Annotated in this window: 19 protein-coding genes; 17 read left to right on the top strand and 2 right to left on the bottom strand. The window is 38.1% G+C overall.

What is annotated here, in order from left to right; genetic code table 11:
* Nucleotides 1–227: 227 nt before the first annotated feature.
* Nucleotides 228–2,480: a bifunctional glutamate--cysteine ligase GshA/glutathione synthetase GshB gene (gshAB, locus tag BTR42_RS11715; RefSeq protein WP_009855123.1), complete on the bottom strand. Its 2,253-nt coding sequence runs from the start codon at nucleotides 2,478–2,480 to the stop codon at nucleotides 228–230.
* Between the two features lie 495 nt (nucleotides 2,481–2,975).
* On the opposite strand from gshAB, the gene BTR42_RS11710 reads away from it, so the two are divergent.
* Entirely contained in the window at nucleotides 2,976–4,268 is a 1,293-nt protein-coding gene (locus tag BTR42_RS11710; RefSeq protein ID WP_077497842.1) for an adenylosuccinate synthase, read from the top strand.
* Between the two features lie 176 nt (nucleotides 4,269–4,444).
* Here BTR42_RS11710 and BTR42_RS11705 read toward each other — a convergent pair whose 3' ends face one another.
* Nucleotides 4,445–4,846, bottom strand: coding sequence for an RrF2 family transcriptional regulator (locus tag BTR42_RS11705; protein WP_009855121.1), 402 nt, complete (start codon nucleotides 4,844–4,846; stop codon nucleotides 4,445–4,447).
* 782 nt (nucleotides 4,847–5,628) lie between these two features.
* Here BTR42_RS11705 and BTR42_RS11700 point away from each other — a divergent pair.
* The 16 genes from BTR42_RS11700 to BTR42_RS11625 all read left to right on the top strand — a co-directional run bounded on the left by BTR42_RS11700 (nucleotide 5,629) and on the right by BTR42_RS11625 (nucleotide 19,879).
* Nucleotides 5,629–6,636, top strand: coding sequence for a methionine ABC transporter ATP-binding protein (locus tag BTR42_RS11700; protein ID WP_009855120.1), 1,008 nt, complete (start codon nucleotides 5,629–5,631; stop codon nucleotides 6,634–6,636).
* Nucleotides 6,633–7,286 carry a methionine ABC transporter permease gene (locus BTR42_RS11695; RefSeq protein ID WP_009855119.1) on the top strand — a complete coding sequence of 218 codons (654 nt, stop codon included), beginning with the start codon at nucleotides 6,633–6,635 and terminating at the stop codon, nucleotides 7,284–7,286. Before BTR42_RS11700 ends, BTR42_RS11695 begins: the two co-directional genes overlap by 4 nt.
* A gap of 74 nt (nucleotides 7,287–7,360) precedes the next feature.
* Nucleotides 7,361–8,194, top strand: coding sequence for a MetQ/NlpA family ABC transporter substrate-binding protein (locus tag BTR42_RS11690; RefSeq protein ID WP_074658649.1), 834 nt, complete (start codon nucleotides 7,361–7,363; stop codon nucleotides 8,192–8,194).
* Nucleotides 8,195–8,212: 18 nt separating this feature from the next.
* Nucleotides 8,213–9,373 (top strand): iron-containing alcohol dehydrogenase, encoded by a 1,161-nt coding sequence (locus tag BTR42_RS11685; protein WP_077497840.1) that lies wholly within the window; start codon nucleotides 8,213–8,215, stop codon nucleotides 9,371–9,373.
* Between the two features lie 31 nt (nucleotides 9,374–9,404).
* Nucleotides 9,405–9,962: a carboxymuconolactone decarboxylase family protein gene (locus tag BTR42_RS11680; RefSeq protein ID WP_077497838.1), complete on the top strand. Its 558-nt coding sequence runs from the start codon at nucleotides 9,405–9,407 to the stop codon at nucleotides 9,960–9,962.
* A gap of 226 nt (nucleotides 9,963–10,188) precedes the next feature.
* The gene (locus BTR42_RS11675; protein ID WP_061458143.1) at nucleotides 10,189–11,649 is read left to right on the top strand and encodes a PTS ascorbate transporter subunit IIC; all 1,461 of its coding nucleotides are present in this window, start codon (nucleotides 10,189–10,191) and stop codon (nucleotides 11,647–11,649) included.
* A 73-nt stretch (nucleotides 11,650–11,722) separates the two neighbouring features.
* Complete coding sequence (locus BTR42_RS11670; RefSeq protein ID WP_009855114.1) at nucleotides 11,723–12,004, top strand: PTS sugar transporter subunit IIB; 282 nt, start codon at nucleotides 11,723–11,725, stop codon at nucleotides 12,002–12,004.
* Between the two features lie 231 nt (nucleotides 12,005–12,235).
* On the top strand, nucleotides 12,236–12,721 hold the full coding sequence (locus BTR42_RS11665) for a PTS sugar transporter subunit IIA (RefSeq protein WP_013852310.1): 486 nt from the start codon (nucleotides 12,236–12,238) through the stop codon (nucleotides 12,719–12,721).
* 42 nt (nucleotides 12,722–12,763) lie between these two features.
* Nucleotides 12,764–13,429: a 3-keto-L-gulonate-6-phosphate decarboxylase UlaD gene (locus BTR42_RS11660; RefSeq protein ID WP_039694745.1), complete on the top strand. Its 666-nt coding sequence runs from the start codon at nucleotides 12,764–12,766 to the stop codon at nucleotides 13,427–13,429.
* A 3-nt stretch (nucleotides 13,430–13,432) separates the two neighbouring features.
* Nucleotides 13,433–14,296, top strand: coding sequence for an L-ribulose-5-phosphate 3-epimerase (locus tag BTR42_RS11655; protein WP_061458141.1), 864 nt, complete (start codon nucleotides 13,433–13,435; stop codon nucleotides 14,294–14,296).
* Nucleotides 14,296–15,006 (top strand): L-ribulose-5-phosphate 4-epimerase, encoded by a 711-nt coding sequence (locus BTR42_RS11650; protein ID WP_039694739.1) that lies wholly within the window; start codon nucleotides 14,296–14,298, stop codon nucleotides 15,004–15,006. The genes BTR42_RS11655 and BTR42_RS11650 overlap by 1 nt, the downstream gene beginning before the upstream one ends.
* A gap of 275 nt (nucleotides 15,007–15,281) precedes the next feature.
* Nucleotides 15,282–16,940 (top strand): BglG family transcription antiterminator, encoded by a 1,659-nt coding sequence (locus BTR42_RS11645; RefSeq protein WP_077497836.1) that lies wholly within the window; start codon nucleotides 15,282–15,284, stop codon nucleotides 16,938–16,940.
* A gap of 274 nt (nucleotides 16,941–17,214) precedes the next feature.
* Nucleotides 17,215–17,682: a PTS sugar transporter subunit IIA gene (locus tag BTR42_RS11640; protein ID WP_012962592.1), complete on the top strand. Its 468-nt coding sequence runs from the start codon at nucleotides 17,215–17,217 to the stop codon at nucleotides 17,680–17,682.
* Nucleotides 17,672–17,950: a PTS sugar transporter subunit IIB gene (locus tag BTR42_RS11635; RefSeq protein WP_013643535.1), complete on the top strand. Its 279-nt coding sequence runs from the start codon at nucleotides 17,672–17,674 to the stop codon at nucleotides 17,948–17,950. The genes BTR42_RS11640 and BTR42_RS11635 overlap by 11 nt, the downstream gene beginning before the upstream one ends.
* Nucleotides 17,951–17,976: 26 nt before the next feature.
* Nucleotides 17,977–19,239, top strand: coding sequence for a PTS ascorbate transporter subunit IIC (locus BTR42_RS11630; RefSeq protein ID WP_013643534.1), 1,263 nt, complete (start codon nucleotides 17,977–17,979; stop codon nucleotides 19,237–19,239).
* A 40-nt stretch (nucleotides 19,240–19,279) separates the two neighbouring features.
* Nucleotides 19,280–19,879: an SIS domain-containing protein gene (locus BTR42_RS11625; protein WP_077497834.1), complete on the top strand. Its 600-nt coding sequence runs from the start codon at nucleotides 19,280–19,282 to the stop codon at nucleotides 19,877–19,879.
* Nucleotide 19,880: the final 1 nt, after the last annotated feature.

Below are 19,880 nucleotides of genomic sequence, written 5' to 3'. Positions count from 1 at the left end.
CCTGCTGAACTCGTAAAATTTACTACCCCATTTACTACCCCACAAAGAAAATGTATAAGGATTTATGAAAATAGGGAAAATTGAAAACGTGATAATATCAACGTTTATAAGCATTTATGAAAATATGTGGTTATGTTCCTGTATAGTATCGCAAAATAGTGCTTGATGACAAGTAATGACTGTACTTTGAGACAGATTTTTTGTTTACAGGTGTGACAGAAATTTTTTTAGATTTCTGGGAAGAGTTTTGCTAGGATTTTTGGTGTCAATGCTTGCCCTTTTCCTGCGTGGCAATAAGTGTGCATGTACATTGCTGGATTGAAATTCAGCTCGATACACGAGCAGTTTGGCTCTTCTTTACTAGCATTGAGATTTTCGTCAGGAATAATCAAATCTACCCCACAAACCCAAGCACCGATAGCGCTAGCCATTTGAGCTGCTAGTTGTTGATAAGATTTGTTCATGGTTTCGGTAACGTCAATTGAATCACCGCCAGTTGAAATGTTAGAGTTACGGCGTAAATCAACCTTGACACCTTCAGGGAGAATGTCATCTGGTGTGTATCCTTGTTGCTCTAACATGAGGCGTTCAATGTCGCCTAGTTCAATGATTTCAAGTGGTGAACGGTGATTGTAGCCACGGAGTGGATTTTGATTTTTAAGGTCAACCAATTCCGCAATCGTGTGTGTACCATCACCAACCACGTTAGCAGCAATTCGCAGAAGCACCGCTTCGCATTTACCATCAAGAACGAAGAAGCGATATTCAGTTCCAGAGATAAATTCTTCAACTAAAATCGTGTCATCTTCAGCAAAGGCAATGTCTAGAGCGCTTTGGTAAGAAGCAAGGTCAGCAGGTTCTTTGAAAATTGAGATACCTAGTCCGTAGTTAGTCGATTTTGGTTTGACAACGATAGCCTTGTCTTTAACTTGTGAAAAATAGCGGAGCGCGGTATCTTTGTCGGCGAATTCTTGTCCAGCTGGGACTGGGAAGCCTGCTTGTGCTAGTAATTTCTTCGTGACTACTTTATTTTCCATGACAAGTGGTGTAATGTAATTATCTTTGGCAGTCATATTGGCATTTTTGACGTATTCAACATGGTCACCATGCCAAAGTTTGAGAAACTGGTCATTTTCATCAAGAATATTAACGTTTACTCCTTTTTGAATGGCATCAAAAAGCAATAATTGAGTGGAAAGTTCCATATTCTCATAGCCTTTGAGGGCATAATGAGCGTGCCAAGCATAGTCGTGATAGGCTTGCCCTTTTTCTTGCCCAAATGTTTCCAAAGAGAGGTGGTCAATTTCTGTCACTAAACGTCCACCAATGGTCAATTCAGGGCGTTCAATCTGTGCTTTAACATTTTCGAGTAGGGTGTGATAATGCTCTGGCAAATCAAAGTGTTCAACGACTGCTTGCATGGCAGAAAGGATAAGGTCAGCAGGTGCTTCTTGTGGCAATTTCTCAAGTGGGTGGCTAAGAGCGATGCGGTCATTAAGCGCTTTTGCGTCAGCAATATCTTGGTCAATAGCAAAGCTATCATCTAACCAAAGAAGTGCCAAGGCGAAAAGGTGCACCGTATCAAGTGTCTCTTGGGTGATACCGCGATTGTCAAAAGGATTGATATCAAAACAACGAAACTCAAGGTACGTAATGCCTTTTTCTAAATAATCGCGATTGTGTTTGCTGCCACGAAGTCGGACAGCTGAGTAAAATTCTTTTTCAGCAATGAGTTGACCAGAATTGACATAATGTTCAATGTCAGAAATATAACGTTCAAGGCTTTGGTAGGATACTTGAATGTCGTCATGATTAACATAGCCAAGGTGACTATTGCGGAGTGAGCGAACAGGCTTATCAAGTGGTTTGTCAAGAAATCCCTGCTCTGCTATTGGCGAAGCCCCATACAAATAAGTCAATAACCAACGAAAACGTAGGAAGTTTTGAGCTAATTTGAGGTAGAGGTCGTTTTTAAAGGTGATTAGAGAGGTATAGTCACTTTCTTCAAAAAGAGCAGTCACAAGGTCAGTACCCAGCTCCATGTTGTAATGGATTCCAGACATGGATTGGAGAATCTTGCCATACACTTTTGCTAAATGGTCGCGGTATTGGCGTTCCCAGTCATCTTCTAGACTGGCAATAGCAATCTCATCTGCCGATAGTTTCGGTGGCATTGACAAAGGCCAAAGGTACTCATCTTTGTTGATTGAGCGCCCAATGACATCTGTGATAGCCCCAAGAAAACGTAGGGCTTCACTGGTAGAGTTGGCAATCGGAGTGATTAACTCTACCTGTGGCTCGCTGTAATCCGTCTGAATGTAAGGGTGAAATGAACGACTTCCCAAACATTTAGGGTGCTTAGTTTGGGCAACTCTGTGATTTGTTTTACTAATGCGAAGGCTCTCTCTTTCTAAGCCAAAAGTTGCTTGAAGGATAGGGAGAGTCGCGGGTGATTTTTGTAGTAATCCATTCAATTTCATGGCAATCTCCTCATTAATCTAACAGTTCTTTAGTGATAAATATCTTGTCAAAATAAAAAAATAGTCGGTCGTTTTTCATAAATGTAAAACTATTCTAGGGAAAAGTTGCTAAAAAAGCAAGATTTTTGACACGTTTTGCCAGAATTTTCAGGCATTTTTTCAGGAAATAAAGTAACTGTTGCATTTGTGGGAAAGGATTACTGGATGAATTTTTAACGGAAGGTCGAAAAAGTGTGTGTTTAAAGCTGTTTTTGTCAAAAAATCAAAAAAACGTTCGGGAAAAATAATATTTTGTCATCAAATATTGAAAAAAAGTCAGAAATTTCATATAATAAATTGTAAGACAAACTCGCAGGTGAGATTCCTGCCATGTTGTACAAGAAAGGATGAAGATACAATTTTATAGCTTGGAGATAGATACGTGACGCTTCATCTTAGCTAGTATCGTTTTTATTTGCTCGCTGTACAAATGTTAGTATCCATATCGAACAGAATATGACATCAGTAGTAGTTGTTGGTACCCAATGGGGTGATGAAGGAAAAGGTAAAATCACAGACTTCTTGTCTCAAGATGCTGAAGTGATTGCACGTTATCAAGGTGGAGACAATGCAGGTCACACTATCGTTATTGACGGTAAGAAATTTAAGTTGCATTTGATTCCGTCAGGTATTTTCTTCCCAGAGAAAATCTCTGTTATCGGAAATGGTGTGGTTGTCAATCCAAAATCATTGGTAACTGAATTGAAATACTTGCATGATGAGGGAATTACGACAGATAGCCTTCGTATTTCTGACCGTGCACACGTTATTTTGCCATATCACATTAAACTTGATCGTTTGCAAGAGTCTTCTAAGGGTGATAATAAAATTGGGACAACAAATAAAGGAATCGGACCTGCTTATATGGATAAAGCAGCACGTGTCGGTATCCGAATTGCTGACCTTTTGGACAAAGAAATCTTTGCAGAACGCTTGCGCGTGAATTTGGAAGAAAAAAATCGTCTCTTCGAAAAAATGTACGAATGCGAACCAATCAAATTTGAAGACATTTTCGAAGAATACTATGAATATGGTCAACAAATCAAAGATTACGTTACAGATACATCAGTTATCTTGAACGATGCTCTTGACGCTGGGAAACGTGTCCTTTTCGAAGGTGCACAAGGTGTCATGCTTGATATTGACCAAGGGACATACCCATTTGTAACATCATCTAACCCAGTCGCTGGTGGTGTAACAATCGGTTCTGGTGTTGGTCCAAGTAAAATCAACAAAGTTGTCGGTGTATGTAAAGCCTACACAAGCCGTGTTGGTGACGGACCATTCCCAACTGAACTTTTAGACGAAGTTGGTGACCGCATCCGTGAAGTGGGTCACGAATATGGGACAACAACTGGACGTCCACGTCGTGTTGGTTGGTTTGACTCAGTTGTAATGCGCCATAGCCGCCGTGTATCTGGTATCACAAACTTGTCACTTAACTCAATTGACGTTCTTTCAGGTCTTGATACGGTCAAAATCTGTGTGGCATACGACCTTGACGGTGACCGCATTGACCATTACCCAGCAAGTCTTGAACAATTGAAACGTTGTAAACCAATCTATGAAGAATTACCAGGTTGGTCAGAAGACATCACAGGTTGCCGTAGCCTTGACGAGCTTCCAGAAAATGCTCGTAACTACGTTCGTCGTGTTGGTGAACTTGTTGGTGTTCGCATTTCAACATTCTCAGTTGGACCAGACCGCGACCAAACAAATATTCTTGAGTCTGTTTGGGCAAATATTTAAGAAAAAGACGCTTATCGAGAAAATTTAGGATAGTTTAAGTTGTTCTCACTATACTAACATTACTCCTAAACTTTTCTTTTCATATTTATATTTTTTAATACCATCGGAACTTCGGTTTCGGTGGTTTTTTGATGTAAAAAAGTCTCCTAAGGATAAATCAGGAGACTTGGTTATGGTTAATTATTAACAAGGTCGAGGATAGTTTTGCCGTAGAAGAAGTCATGAACCAGATTGTCATATTCTGTCCACATGGGAAGTGTTTTGCATTTATCTTTTCTGGGACAATCAAAGGATTTGTCAGCCAAGCAAGCAACGGATGAAAGTGTGCCTTCCATGAGGTCAAGAATTTCTCCAACAGTATATTCTTCGGGTTTTCGACGAAGCTTGTAACCGCCACCTCTCCCGCTAGCTCCAATAAGCAGCTCACCTGCCACCATTTCTTTAACAATAATTTCGAGGTATTTTTTGGAAATTTCTTGTCTTTTGGCAATGTCTTTTAGCGGAATATAGTGCCCATTATTATTTTCGACGAGGTCAATCATTACTCGAATGGCGTAACGTCCTCTTGTTGATATCATGCGAACCACCTTTCTAATATGGCTTATTATACCTTAGGAAATGTTACCAAATCAAGCCATTTTAAAAAATAGGGTAATTTTGTCTATTAAAAATTAATATTTTTAGATAATTTGTAAACAAGGGGAAGTGCTAATTGGTAGAATGGTGTTAAAAAGTTGTAGATTTTGGCTTTGAAGTGTATCTGTTTTATGATAATAAACAGAAAATTTAAAATTTTTCTAAAAAAGCCATTGACATAGTAGGTGAATGGTGTTATTATAATTTCAATTATTTCAGAAAAATTTTTAGAGGAGGATTCAGACATGCTAAACATCACTATCGTTAAACAAACTGTCATGTGTTGTCGAATGCAAAATTCCCAGGCATATTATCTGACTGGGGCGTTCGATTGCGTGTCTGTACGTCCCGATACAGTATAGTCTTCGCTTTAAAGATTATGTGTAGTCAGTTGCCTGGGGCTTCATCAAATGAAGCTCCTTTTTTCGTACCTAAAAAATAGAAAAGGATATACTTATGAGAAGTAAAAAAACTTATTTTAATGGTGCTATTTATAAGCCTGATACTTGAAAAAAACAGGTTTGAGGCTTATGTTGGTCGTTTTTTATGGATGGAGGTGATGCGCTGCTGACCATTAATGACATTTAGTGATCAAAAGGAGTTATAAATGTTTTTAGGAGATTTTTGAAATGATTGTTAATGTCATGAAGTGAAAAGATGACATTATAAGATAATGTTGCGAGTTATATGCAGTAGAAGTAATTAGGAATGACGAGGTGATTCGTTGGTAAAAAATGTATTTGAGTTGGAAAACATATCAAAGACATACAAAAATGATGGCAAAGAATTTGTCGCTCTAGAAGATGTTAGTTTGTCAATCCGTGAGGGAGAAATTTTTGGCATTATTGGGATGAGCGGTGCTGGAAAGTCAACGTTGGTGAGAACTTTAAATCGCTTGGAAGAAGTTTCAGCTGGCACGGTCAAATTTTATGGGAATGATTTGGCAAGCTTGAAAACAGGGGAACTTCGAAACGTTAGACATTCGATTTCGATGATTTTTCAAAGTTTCAATCTTTTGCAACAAAGAACGGTAATTCAAAATGTCGAACAGCCTTTGCGAATTGCTGGGGTGGATAAGGTAAAACGTAGAGAAATAGCTGAAGAAATGCTAGCGATTGTCGGCTTATCGGATAAGAAAAATGCTTACCCTGAACGCTTATCTGGTGGGCAAAAGCAGAGAGTGGCGATTGCGCGTGCACTTGCTGCCGACCCAAAAGTGCTCTTGTGTGATGAGGCGACTAGCGCTTTGGATCCTAAAATCACAGGAGAAATTCTAGAGCTTTTAAAAGAGATTAATGAAAAAAGAAAATTAACGATTGTTATCATTACCCATGAGATGTCCGTGGTTGAGAAAATTTGTGATCGTGTGGCAATCATTGACAATGGTAAGCTTGCTGAGATTGGAGAGGTAAAAGAAGTTTTCCGTGCTCCGCAATCAAAAGTGGCTAGAAAATTAGTTTTTCCAACGAATCCATTTGACCCTTCAAATCCGAATGGTCGGCTTGTTCGTATTGTTTTTGACGGTTTAGCTGCTAGTGAGCCTTTTATTGCAAATCTTGTTGAAACGACAGGTAAGAAAGTCAATATCCTTAGCGCAAATACAAAGAGTGTTGGTGGTATTGGCTATGGGCAAATGGTGCTGGAGCTTCCGCCAGAAGTGGGTGATCAAGAGGTTATTATTGATTTCCTAAAGAAAAATGGGCTTAGCTTATCGGAGGTGGTTAGAGAATGAGTCAATATATCATAGAAGCGATTCAAGTTGGGATACTAGAAACGCTTGAAATGACCTTCTTTTCAGCTTTAATCGCTTATCTGATTGGGTTGCCACTTGGAATTATTTTATACGCAACGGCTCGAGGGAGACTTTTAGAAAATCGCATTATCAATCTTGTATTGGGAGTTATTGTTAATATTTTACGGTCTTTGCCGTTCTTGATTTTATTGGTTCTTCTTATCCCTTTTACAAGATTAGTGACAGGGTCTTCCATAGGAACTATCGCTTCTATTGTTCCCTTAACCATTGGAACGATTCCAATTGTGGCACGCATGGTTGAGGCGTCATTGTGCGAGGTTCAACCAGGAATTATCGAAGCTGCAACGGCAATGGGAGCGTCACCGTTTTACATTATCTTACATTTTATTTTGCCAGAAGCAACGCCGTCACTTTTGCAGGGGGCTGCGATAAATGTTGCTACTGTGCTTGGGTATTCTGCAATGGCAGGTGTCATTGGCGGAGGCGGTTTAGGCGCAATTGCTCTGCAATATGGCTACTATCGTTATCAAAAGGATGTCCTTTGGTCAACGGTGGCTTTACTTGTCATCATGGTGATGATTATTCAGGAAGTTGGCAACCTAATTGCTAAGAAAAAACGAAAATCGTAAAAGAAATTTGAAAATGTGAAAAGAAAGTTGTCATTTTATGAAAATGGATTAGTGAAAAGAAAAGGAGACGGATTATGAAAAAGAAAGTATTATCGTTAATCGTTACAGGCTTTGTGGCAACCATTTTGACTGGTTGTGGAGCTAGTCAAGCTGCCACTTCAAGCAGTACATCAGATAGCAATACCGTGATTAAGGTGGGGGCAAATATTACACCGCACGCTGAAATTCTCGAAGAAGCAAAACCAATTTTGGCGAAAAAAGGGATTACTTTAGAAATTGTGAAACTTGAGGATTCGATTACGCCAAATACGGGAGTTATCGAGGGCAGTTTGGATGCCAATTATTTCCAACACGTTCCTTATTTAGAACAATTTAATAAAGAAAATGACTCTGATTTGGTATCCATTGGAGCTATTCACTATGAACCCTTTGGAATCTATGCTGGTCGTGTAACGAAATTATCATCACTTCCAGATGGAGCTTTGGTTGCTGTTCCGAATAATGTAACAAATGAAGCGCGTGCACTACTCTTGCTTGCACAAGAGGGAATTATTACCTTAAATGACGATGCTGGCGTAAATGCAACGGTAGAAGATATTACCGATAATCCAAAAAATATCCAATTTAAAGAATTGGCGCCAGAACAGTTAGTATCTGCTCTTCCAGATGTGGATATTGCCGTTATCAACGGAAACTATGCGATTGAAGGTGGTTTGAAAGTTAGTGATGCTTTGGCGGTGGAAGCTAACGATGGTCTAGCAGCAAAAACGTATGCTAATATTATTGCAACATCACCAGATAAGAAAGACGACGAGGCGTTGAAAACATTGGTTGAAGTGCTTCAAAGTTCAGAGATTAAATCATTTATTGAGGAAACTTATGACGGTGCAGTAGTGCCTTTGGACTAAGTAATAAAGGAGTAAGGGATGATTGGATTTGAATACTATAATCCAGCAAAAATCGTATTTGGAGAAGATAGTGAGCAACAATTAACCGCTTTGCTTAAAGAAAATCACATAAGCTCACTTTTGCTCGTTTATAGTGGCGATTTTATCAAAGATTTGGGAATTTATGCTGTCATTGAAAAAGCTGTTAAAGAATTAGGTATTGTTTTTAGTGAAAATGGCAATGTGGTACCCAATCCAGAGGTTGATTTGGTTCGACAATTGGTTGAGCAAGGCAAAAAAGACAAAGTTGACTTTGTTTTGGCAGTTGGTGGCGGAAGTTCAATTGATACCGCAAAAGCTGTGGCACTTGGGATACCGTACGACGGAGATGTTTGGGATTTCTTTGACAAAGGCATTTCGCCAAAAGAGGTATTAAATATCGGTGTTATCGCCACAACGGCGTCAAGTGGTTCTGAAACGTCAAATGCTTCTATTATTTCAAATGGGGAATGGAAGATTGGTTTTGAAGATGACCGTATTATTCCAAAATTTGCAATTATGAATCCCAAATACACCGCTGGTTTGCCGCTTTATCAAACAGCAGTTGGGATTGCGGATGTTTTAGCCCACCTTTTGGAACGTTATTTTTCTGATACACAGCATTCTGATGTCACTGACTATCTTATTGAGGGAGGCATTCGAGCATTGTTGTTAAATGCTGACCGTCTGCTTGATGATTTGAGTGATATTAATGCGCGTGCTGAAATTCAATGGTTGGCTAGTGTGGCTCACAACAACTTTTTAGATGCTGGTCGTAGCGCTGACTGGGGGTCACATCGGATTGAGCATGAGTTGTCAGCACAATATCATATCGTCCACGGCGAGGGAATGGCGGTTGTGTTACTAGCTTGGATTCGTTATGTGGCAGAAAGAAAACCTTGGCGTCCCGCTTTGCTTGCTAGTCGCGTATTTGATGTAGATGCGCATGATTATGATGAAAAAGAAAGAGCGCTTATCCTTGCGGAAAAATTAGAAGCATTCTTCAAATCGTTAGAGCTAAAAACGACTTTGACAGAATTGGGAATTGACGATAAAGATTTTGAGATTATGGCAAAACGTGCAACCAGAAATGGAAGCGTTGGGCATTATGAATTGCTTGATGCTGATAGCATACAAGAAATTTTGAAACTGGCACTTTAAAAATAAGTATAAAAGTAAAAGGAGATTAAAAATGGCAAGAATTAAATTGGTAGAACTTGAAGAAGCAACAGGAGCAGAAAAAGAACGTTACGATGAATTGGCAGGTCGCAACGCTGTGACAAACATGAAAAAAGGGCTTTTAAATGACGCTGCGACATACGATGCTTACATGGGTTGGTACATATCATGGCAACGTTTGGTAGAAGTTGTTGGTGAGAAAGATGCCATTCTCTATGCTCACGCGATTTCAACAACGAACTCATGTCAACTTTGCTCACTCTTTTTCATTAGTGATGTGAAAGGGCTTGGTCTTGACCCAGCGAATTTGAATTATGATGAACGTGAAGAAGTTTTGACAGAATTAGGACGTTCTATCGTTAAAGACCCAACTGCTGTGTCTGATGAACTCTTTGAAAAACTAAGAACATTCTTTGATGACAAAGAAATCGTCGTTATTGTCGGCTTTGCTGGTCAAATGATTGCGACTAACAACTTTAACTCTGTCTTGCAAATTGATGTGGATAAACGTTTGCTTCCAATCATTGACGAATTTAAACCAGCCACATGGCGTGATAATTTGAAGAAATAAATTTTTGTAATGATAGCTATCCATTAAGTAAACGAAGCTGGGCGTTAGTCTCAGCTTTTTTCTTTTTGTCATTTTTAGTAGTAATAGAATTCAAGGGAGTGTTTCAAAAAGTTCAGTACATTTTTGCACACTTCCTTGTGTTTTTTTTGCTCTTTTTGTTTGCGCTTACATTTTCTATAATAAACATAAAGAAATTACAAAACTAATATAGAAAAGGAGTAATCTCATGGATTTCCTATTATCAATTCTTAACTGGTTTTCACAAAATATTTTGCAGAAACCAGCGTTCTTTGTAGGTATCTTAGTTTTAATCGGATACATTCTTTTGAAGAAACCTTGGTATGATGTGTTTGCTGGTTTTGTCAAGGCAACAGTAGGTTACATGATTTTAAATGTAGCTTCTGCGGGACTTGTTAGCACATTCCGTCCAATTCTTGCGGCGTTGAATTATCGTTTTAATATTGGTGCGGCTGTTATTGACCCTTATTTTGGTTTGACGGCGGCTAATAATTATATTATGGATAATTTCCCTAAATTCGTTGGGACAGCTACAACAGCTTTGTTGATTGGTTTTTTCCTAAATATCTTCTTGGTGGCGTTTCGTAAGATTACAAAGGTGCGTACGTTGTTTATCACTGGTCATATCATGGTTCAGCAAGCAGCAACGGTTACTTTGATGATTATTCTATTGATTCCAAGCTTCCGCAATCAATTTTGGGGAACGTTGGCAGTAGGTATTGTTTGTGGACTTTATTGGGCTGTTAGTTCAAATATGACTGTTGAGCCAACACAACGTTTGACTGGTGGTGGCGGATTCGCTATTGGACACCAACAACAATTTGCAATTTGGTTTGTTGATAAGATTGCTCCGAAAATTGGGAAAAAAGAAGAAAATCTTGATAATCTCAAATTACCAACTTTCTTGAATATTTTCCATGATACTGTTGTCGCTTCTGCGACATTAATGTTGGTATTCTTTGGTGCCATTCTCTATATTTTGGGACCAGATATCATGTCAAATGCAGACGTTATCACATCTGGTACGGTTTATAATCCTGCAAGTCAATCGTTCTTTATGTATGTGATTGAGACATCGTTCACTTTCTCAGTTTATCTTTTCATCTTGATGCAGGGTGTACGTATGTTCGTTGCTGAATTGACGAATGCCTTCCAAGGAATTTCAAGTAAGCTTCTTCCTGGTTCATTCCCAGCGGTCGATGTTGCAGCATCATTTGGCTTCGGTTCACCTTCAGCGGTACTGTTTGGTTTTGCGACAGGTCTTATTGGACAGTTGATTACCATTCTCTTATTGATTATTTTCAAAAATCCAGTTCTGATTATCACAGGTTTTGTGCCAGTATTTTTTGATAATGCGGCTATCGCTGTTTACGCTGATAAACGTGGTGGTTGGAAAGCTGCGGTTGTCCTTTCTTTCCTATCTGGGGTTATTCAAGTGGCACTTGGTGCCGTTGCGGTATCACTTCTTAATCTCGGTGCATATGGTGGTTACCATGGCAATATTGACTTTGAAATTCCATGGGTTCCATTTGCTTATCTTTTCAAATATGCTGGCGCGATTGGTTATGCTATTGTCTGCCTCTTCTTGCTTGCAATCCCTCAAATTCAGTTTGCAAGAGCAAAAGACAAGGAAGCTTACTATGCTGGTCAAGTTCAGTCTGAAGAGTAACAGTTTAAAAAGTAAATGCTATTTATAATGCTTTTCTATAAAGTACAAAAGAATTCAAACGGAGGAAAATAAAATGGTTAAAGTTCTTACAGCGTGCGGTAATGGTATGGGCTCATCTATGGTTATCAAAATGAAAGTTGAAAATGCACTTCGTCAACTTGGTGTTAGTAATATCGAATCAGCTTCTTGTTCGGTCGGAGAAGCTAAAGGCTTGGCAGCCAATTATGACATTGTAGTCGCTTCAAATCACTTGATTCATGAATTAGACGGTCGTACTGATGGTAAATTGATTGGTCTTGATAATTTGATGGACGATAATGAAATAAAAACAAAATTGGAAGCAGCTTTAAAATAATTTAGAACCTGTATTCATGAAGGTGGCATTTTCAGGTGACAGATGATTTTCACCAATCTAGGGAGGATTTTGCAGGAATACTAGATGTCTTTTAAAAAAACTTTAACGACTAGTAACGGAAAAGCAACTTTCTAGATAGAATGTCATCTATGAATATAAGTTCTTGACATGGGTGTTTTCAGACAAAGGAAAACACCCACGATTTTTGATAAGTATGAAAGGAAGCAGTTTATGAATTTAAAACAAGCTTTGATTGATAATGATTCTATTCGGCTAGGGGTGACAGCGTCAGATTGGAAAGAGGCGGTTAAGTTAGCTGTTGAACCTCTGGTTGAAAGTGGCGCAGTTAAGGCAGAATATTATGATGCTATTATCGCATCCACAGCTCAGTATGGTCCGTATTATATTTTGATGCCAGGTATGGCGATGCCTCATGCGCGTCCAGAAGCTGGTGTACAACGTGATGCCTTTTCGTTAATCACATTGACTCATCCTGTTAAATTTCAAGACGGTAAAGAAGTTTCTGTACTCCTTGCCTTGGCAGCTACGAGTTCAAAAATCCATACTTCGGTAGCTATTCCGCAGATTATTGCGCTTTTTGAGTTAGAAAATTCGGTAGAACGCCTACAATCTTGTCAGACCAAAGAAGAAGTTTTGGCTATGATTGATGAATCAAAGGACAGTCCGTATTTGGAAGGCTTGGATTTAGAGAGTTAATATCACATTTTTAAAACTAGCAATGAAGAGAAAGGAAATATGATGACAAAACAATTACCAAATTTACAAGTTGCTCTTGACCATTCTGATTTGAAAGGAGCTATTGCAGCTGCCGTTTCGGTTGGCAATGAAGTTGACATTATTGAGGCTGGGACAGTATGTCTTTTGCAAGTCGGCAGCGAGTTAGTCGAAGTGCTTCGTAATCTTTTTCCAGATAAATGGATTGTGGCGGATACTAAATGTGCAGACGCTGGTGGAACAGTCGCTAAAAATAATGCTGTACGCGGAGCAGACTGGATGACTTGTATTTGCTGTGCTACCATTCCAACCATGAAAGCTGCGCGTAAGGCCATTGAAGAAGTGCGTGGTGAACGTGGTGAGATTCAAGTTGAACTTTATGGCGATTGGACTTACGAGCAAGCACAACAATGGCTTGATGCGGGGATTTCACAAGTTATTTATCACCAATCGCGTGATGCGCTCCTTGCTGGTGAAACTTGGGGTGAAAAGGATTTGAATAAAGTTAAAAAGCTTATTGATATGGGCTTTCGTGTATCTGTGACTGGCGGTCTTAGTGTTGACACACTCAAACTCTTTGCTGGTGTAGATGTCTTCACTTTTATTGCAGGGCGCGGTATTACAGAAGCAGCAGACCCAGCTGCGGCAGCGCGTGATTTTAAAAATGAAATCAAACGTATTTGGGGGTAGGTTATGACGCGTCCAATTGGTATTTATGAAAAGGCGACTCCTAAGAATTTTACATGGAGAGAACGTCTAGCGTTTGCAAAAGAACTCGGCTTTGATTTTGTTGAAATGTCGGTAGATGAATCGGATAGCCGTTTGGCACGTCTGGATTGGACAAAAAAAGAGCGTTTGGACGTTGTTCAAGCTATTTACGAAACAGGTATTCGGATTCCAAGTATTTGCTTTTCGGGACATCGCCGTTATCCTCTTGGGTCTAATGACCCTAAAACTGAAGCAACATCGCTTGAAATGATGAAAAAATGTATTGAATTAGCGCAAGACCTTGGTGTCCGTACTATTCAATTGGCGGGGTATGATGTTTATTATGAAGAAAAATCCCCAGAAACACGCGCTCGTTTTATTAAAAATCTCAGGAAAGCTTGTGATTGGGCTGAAGAAGCTCAAGTTATTCTGGCGATTGAAATTATGGATGACCCTTTTATTAATTCTATTGAAAAATACTTGGCTGTGGAAAAGGAAATTGATTCGCCTTATCTTTTTGTTTATCCAGATACTGGTAATGTATCGGCTTGGCATAATGACCTTTGGAGTGAATTCTACAATGGTCATAAGTCCATTGCTGCCTTGCATTTAAAAGATACTTATGCTGTCACTGAAAACTCCAAAGGGCAGTTTCGTGATGTCCCATTTGGGGACGGCTGTGTTGATTGGGAGGCTATGTTTGCTATTCTCAAGAAAACAAACTATAACGGTCCATTTTTGATTGAAATGTGGTCGGAAAATTGTGCGACAGTTGAGGAAACAAAACAAGCTATCCAAGTCGCAAAAGACTTTTTATTACCAAAAATTGAGAAAGCGGGGTTACGTTAATGTTAGTTCCTGAATTACGTCAACGTGTTTATAAAGCTAATATGGATTTACCAGTGCATGGTTTGGTCAAATTTACATGGGGAAATGTGTCAGCTATTGACCGTGAAAAAGGATTGATTGTTATCAAACCTTCAGGAGTGCCCTACGAAGAATTATCTCCAGAAAATATGGTTGTGTCAGACTTAGAGGGAAATGTGGTTGAGGGCGATTTGAACCCGTCATCTGATTTACCAACGCATGTGGAGCTGTACAAAGCATTTGCAGAAGTTGGTGGGATTGTTCATACCCATTCAACGGAAGGAGTCGCTTGGGCGCAAGCAGGGCGAGATATTCCTTGTTATGGGACCACACATGCAGATACATTTTATGGCGCTATTCCGTGTGCGCGTGCCCTTACTCCAGAAGAAATCAATGGTGCTTATGAAAAAGAAACTGGGAAAGTGATTATTGAAGAATTCCAAAAACGCTCCCTTGATCCAATGGCTGTTGCAGGGGTTACTGTTCGTAATCATGGACCATTTGCTTGGGGAAAGGACGAACAAGCAGCTGTTTATAACGCTGTCGTTCTTGAAGAGGCGGCTCGTATGGCACGTTACACAGAAGGCATCAATCCAGATGTCAAAGAAGTGCCACAAGCGCTCAAAGATAAACATTATCTCCGTAAACATGGCAAAAATGCCTATTACGGACAGAAAAGTCTGACACACTAAACTAAACCAATGTTTTTATCCAATATTCATAATAGAAGTGACGGCGTGAAATGATTAGTTTGAATGACTAATTTTTGCGTCCCTTCTTTTTCTTTTACAAGAAAGACAAAGCTTGATTTTAAAAGTAAACAATCTGTTAGTTTGATTATTTATGGAAGAATTGTGATGTGCTGATGTGAATTAAACAGAGCGTTCAAAGGTAATGTTGAAAAATCCTATTGCTGACAGTCTTCGTGATACAATAGGTTTACATAGATGTGGAGGAGACAGTTATTATGTTAGATAAAAAAAGTTATGATCTTCTTTCTTACTTACTGACTTTGACCGAGCCAGAGACAGTGACGACTATTTCTAAAGTATTAAATCAGTCGCGTCGAAGAATTTATTATCATTTAGATAAAATCAATGATGCTTTGCCAGAGGAAATCGAGAAGATTATCCCTTACCCACGAATCGGAATCCTTCTCAATGACGAACAGCGTCAAGCGTGCCGTATCATGATGGGAGAATTGGACGGCTATTCTTATGTGATGAGTGTGGAAGAACGGTTAGAATTAAGCTTACTATACATTGCAGTTTCTAAGGAAAGAGTAACGATTGATAAACTGATGAAACTGACAGATGTCTCTCGTAATACTATTCTTAATGATTTGAACGATATTCGCCAGAAATTATCAGACGAAGAATATGACATTAGGCTTTGTGTATCAAAAGCACGTGGTTACTATTTAGCATGTCACCCCTTGTCTAAAATACAGTTTTTATATCGCCTGCTTTACAGAGTTTACACAAAGGATAATGAAAAATTTATTGCGACTATTCGAAAACGTATTATCAATTTACCAGAGGTAATGCCCTATTTTTCTGATGACATCAATGATTATCTTTATACAGAATTGTCAACGATTGAAGAACGCTTGGGCAAAAGACTTAATCCCAAAGATTTAAATTTTATGGTGAAAATTTTGCCCTATCTCTTGTTGAGTTACCATAGTATTGATTTTACTGCTGAAGAAAAAGAACGAGCAAGACGTGATTTTAGCCTAGCTTGGGAACGTTTAGAGTACCAAATGGCTATTAATATCGCTAAAAATTTACGAGAAAAATTCAATCTATCTTTAGATAGTATCGAGATTGGTTTGATTGCCATGTTGTTACTTTCTTTCCGAAAGACATTGGACCTTCATTTAGAAAGTACGGACTATGATGATATGCGAGAGACATTGCAACTTTTTTTGAACACATTACAAACAAAGTATCATCTTTCTTTTCGACATCCTAATGACTTGTTAAATCAACTGTTGACGCATTGTAAAGCATTGCTTTATCGCAAAACCTACGGTATTTTATCAGAAAATCCCTTAACAGAAGATATTAAAATAAAATATGGTCAACTTTTTAATATGACTAAATCTTGTATTTATATTTTGGAAGAAGCTTGGTTAATTCAAATGACAGACGATGACATTGCTTACTTTGTCATTCATTTAGGTGGTGAGATAGAAAATCATGATGTCAGCGATAGTCAAAAAAATCATGTTGTATTAGTTTGTGATGAAGGAGTGGGCATTCAGAAATTATTAGTCAGCCAATGTAAAAAATGTCTGGAAAATTGTGAAATAGATGCTATTTTCACATTGGAACAATTTTATAGTGTTAGTGATATCATCACATCAAACATGGTTATTTCAACAAGTGATAACGTTGAGACAACATTGCCATTGTTGGTTGTTCACCCCATTTTAACGGATGAAGATATTATCAAAATGCTACATTTCATAAGAACAAAAGGAAGGCAAAAAGAAAGCCATTATGACCAACAGCTAGACAAACTGCTTAAAATTTACGTTCCAGATTGCAATGAACGCTATGGCTTAAAAAACCAAATCGAAAAAATCATTCGCCAAGAATTTATCGACACTAGCTTAAATTGAGGAAAATGGAAGCTTATTACATTTTTATGTAATGAGCTTTTTGTTGTCGTTGGATGTCGGAAATAGATTGTTGAAGTTCAAGTCATTACATCTTGAAATATATAACTACATAGGCAAAAAATTGGGTTTTATCTCAGCTTTTTTATTTTTCTCAAGATGTTTACCTAGTTGGGTGTAATTTTTGTATTATTTTTATCCAAAAGTTAAACCAAAACGGGGGTTCATAAAGCGTTTTCATTCTGTTAATATAACATTTGAGGAAGGGGGATAAAGCATGTTATCACAAACAATTGATGAACGTTTGATTTTAATTGATGTAAATGCTAAAAATTTTGAAGATGCTATTAGACAAGCAACTAATCCATTAGTACATTGTCATTTTGTTACAAATGATTATGTAGAAAAGATTATTGAAATTTCGCATGATATCGGACCGTACATTGTCATTACTAAAAATGTTGCTTTACCACATGCGCCAAGTGACAGTGGAGCATTAAAAACGGCATTAGGTTTTACAAAATTAAAAAGACCAGTACTTTCAGGAAATAAAGCCAATGACCCTGTGAAATATCTGTTTCCTTTAAGTGCATCTGATGGGCATTCTCATATCGAAATGTTATCAGATTTAGCAACGTTACTAAGTCATAAAGATTTTGTTAACCAATTAGAAAAAGTTAGTACTAAAGAAGATTTCATTACTTTATTAAAGGAATTTGAAGGAGGAGAAAGTCATGATGCATAAAGCATTAGTAGCATGTCGAGCTGGGGTAGGCTCAAGTTTAATGTTGAAAATTAAGGTTGAAGAAGTGGTTAGAGAAAATAACTTTCCACTTGAGGTAGAACATTCGTCTTTAGACGGTCTACCAGGTTTTACAGGTGATATTGTCATTACTCTAATTGATGTTGCAGAAGAATTGGCTGAGAAACATATCCCACAAAAGATAGTTGGTATCAATAGTGTTGTCGATAAGGAAGAAATAAAGACAAAGTTAGAAAATGTATTGTTCTAACATTTTAAAAGTTAGGAGAAGGAAAAATGGATTTTGTGATTAGTTTTTTAAGTACTCCAGCCATTTTATTGGGATTAGTAGCTATGGTTGGATTATTGGCTCAAAAGAAAAAAGGTTCAGAAGTTTTAACAGGTACATTTAAAACAGTCATTGGTTTTCTAGTCTTTAGTTCTGGTGGAACAATTATGACTAGTGCCTTACAAAATTTTAATACACTTTTTCAAAAGGGCTTTAATATTGTTGGAGTTGTTGCTTCACCAGAGGCTGCAACAGCATTAGCACAAAGTGAATTTGCATTTGTGACTAGTTGTACTTTAATTTTAGGTTTTGTTATGAACTTGGTAATAGCAAGAATTACACCTTTTAAAAATATTTTCTTTACAACAGGTCACAGTTTATTCTTTGCTTGTGTATTATCTCTTGTTCTCAAAGCTCATGGAATTGGTGATATACCAGCAATTATTACTGGAGGTATTATTTTAGGTTTTTGTTCAGCAGCTCTACCACAATTATGTCAACCATTTATGAGGAAAATTACAGGAAGTGATACTACAGCTATCGGTCATTTTAATATGATTGGTTACGCGCTTTCAGGTTATATTGGTAAATTGTTCCATAAACATGAGGATGAAACAACAGAAGGATTTAACTTTCCAGGTTGGTTATCTATTTTTAGAGACTTTTTAATGGGAGTAGCTGTGGTAATGCTGGTACTTTTCTATGTATCAGCTTTGAAGGCAGGACCTAAAGCAACCCAAGAACTTGCAGGAAGTACTCATTGGTTGGTCTTTCCTTTTGTTCAAGCTTTCACCTTTACAGCAGGGATGTCTATCTTGATGACAGGTGTACGTATGTTCTTAGCTGAAATTACAGCAGCTTTCGTTTCTATCTCAGAAAAATTCATTCCAAACTCACGTCCAGCCTTAGATGTTCCAACAGTGTTTCCATTTGCCCCAACAGCAGTTATTATTGGGTTTATTTCATCTTATGTAGCAGGATTGTTGGCTGTGCTTGTTATGGTCGCTTTTAACTTCCCTGTTGTCATTATCCCAGCAGCTCATATTTGTTTCTTCTCTGGAGGAACAGCGGCTGTCTTTGGTAATTCAACTGGAGGTTGGCGTGGTGCGATTGCAGGTTCATTTGTTCAAGGATTATTGTTAGCTTTTCTGCCAGTTCTACTATATCCGCTTTATGGAAGTCTGGGAATCGAAGGGTCAACTTTCCCAAATATTGATTATAATGTCGTGGGTAATTTACTAGATTGGATATTGAATCTGTTTAACATGTAATGTTACAAGAAGTTGGTCACTCTAAATTTAGGAGGTTTTTATGAACAACTTACAATTAGATTATTTTATCAATACTTTGGACACAGAATTACATGATTTTATTAAAAGTATTGATAAGGAAAAAATCAATTTAGTAGCTGAATTGATTTTAGACGCTAAACAAAATGGAGGACGTGTCCACGTTACTGGCATTGGTAAACCTAGTCATGTCTCTCAATATATTTCAGCCTTGTTATCTTCCACAGGAACGCCAGCATATTTTTTAGATGCTACGGAATCTGTCCATGGTTCGGCAGGTCAAGTAGTTAAGGGAGATGTCGTTATTGCTATTTCTAATAGTGGAGAGACATTGGAGTTACAGCGGACTATTGAAGCGTTAAAGAAGCTGGGCGTTAAAATTGTATCGGTAACAGGTGATAAGTCTTCTTGGTTAGCTAAAAATAGTGATTTTGCATTATTTGCAGGTGTTGAAGAGGAAGGGGATAGTTTTAATAAACCTCCTCGTGCTTCAATCATTGCGGAAATATTAATTTTACAAGCGGTATCAATTGTCCTTCAAGAAAAAAGTCATTTGAATATGGAGCAATACCATCTATGGCACCCTGGGGGAAGTCTTGGGAAGTCACTAGAAGGGAAATGAT

Source organism: Streptococcus gallolyticus subsp. gallolyticus DSM 16831 (assembly GCF_002000985.1).
GTDB classification, from domain to species: domain Bacteria; phylum Bacillota; class Bacilli; order Lactobacillales; family Streptococcaceae; genus Streptococcus; species Streptococcus gallolyticus.
The sequence above is the reverse complement of the archived record's forward strand: the minus strand, read 5'-3'. Positions and strand labels throughout refer to the sequence as shown.

Excerpts from the sequence above, each read along its gene's own strand:
- gshAB (WP_009855123.1), bottom strand. The coding sequence starts at position 2,480 with ATGAAATTGAATGGATTACTACAAAAATCACCCGCGACTCTCCCTATC.
- BTR42_RS11710 (WP_077497842.1), top strand. The coding sequence starts at position 2,976 with ATGACATCAGTAGTAGTTGTTGGTACCCAATGGGGTGATGAAGGAAAA.
- BTR42_RS11705 (WP_009855121.1), bottom strand. The coding sequence starts at position 4,846 with ATGATATCAACAAGAGGACGTTACGCCATTCGAGTAATGATTGACCTC.
- BTR42_RS11695 (WP_009855119.1), top strand. The coding sequence starts at position 6,633 with ATGAGTCAATATATCATAGAAGCGATTCAAGTTGGGATACTAGAAACG.
- BTR42_RS11690 (WP_074658649.1), top strand. The coding sequence starts at position 7,361 with ATGAAAAAGAAAGTATTATCGTTAATCGTTACAGGCTTTGTGGCAACC.
- BTR42_RS11685 (WP_077497840.1), top strand. The coding sequence starts at position 8,213 with ATGATTGGATTTGAATACTATAATCCAGCAAAAATCGTATTTGGAGAA.
- BTR42_RS11680 (WP_077497838.1), top strand. The coding sequence starts at position 9,405 with ATGGCAAGAATTAAATTGGTAGAACTTGAAGAAGCAACAGGAGCAGAA.
- BTR42_RS11675 (WP_061458143.1), top strand. The coding sequence starts at position 10,189 with ATGGATTTCCTATTATCAATTCTTAACTGGTTTTCACAAAATATTTTG.
- BTR42_RS11670 (WP_009855114.1), top strand. The coding sequence starts at position 11,723 with ATGGTTAAAGTTCTTACAGCGTGCGGTAATGGTATGGGCTCATCTATG.
- BTR42_RS11665 (WP_013852310.1), top strand. The coding sequence starts at position 12,236 with ATGAATTTAAAACAAGCTTTGATTGATAATGATTCTATTCGGCTAGGG.
- BTR42_RS11660 (WP_039694745.1), top strand. The coding sequence starts at position 12,764 with ATGACAAAACAATTACCAAATTTACAAGTTGCTCTTGACCATTCTGAT.
- BTR42_RS11655 (WP_061458141.1), top strand. The coding sequence starts at position 13,433 with ATGACGCGTCCAATTGGTATTTATGAAAAGGCGACTCCTAAGAATTTT.
- BTR42_RS11650 (WP_039694739.1), top strand. The coding sequence starts at position 14,296 with ATGTTAGTTCCTGAATTACGTCAACGTGTTTATAAAGCTAATATGGAT.
- BTR42_RS11645 (WP_077497836.1), top strand. The coding sequence starts at position 15,282 with ATGTTAGATAAAAAAAGTTATGATCTTCTTTCTTACTTACTGACTTTG.
- BTR42_RS11640 (WP_012962592.1), top strand. The coding sequence starts at position 17,215 with ATGTTATCACAAACAATTGATGAACGTTTGATTTTAATTGATGTAAAT.
- BTR42_RS11635 (WP_013643535.1), top strand. The coding sequence starts at position 17,672 with ATGATGCATAAAGCATTAGTAGCATGTCGAGCTGGGGTAGGCTCAAGT.
- BTR42_RS11630 (WP_013643534.1), top strand. The coding sequence starts at position 17,977 with ATGGATTTTGTGATTAGTTTTTTAAGTACTCCAGCCATTTTATTGGGA.
- BTR42_RS11625 (WP_077497834.1), top strand. The coding sequence starts at position 19,280 with ATGAACAACTTACAATTAGATTATTTTATCAATACTTTGGACACAGAA.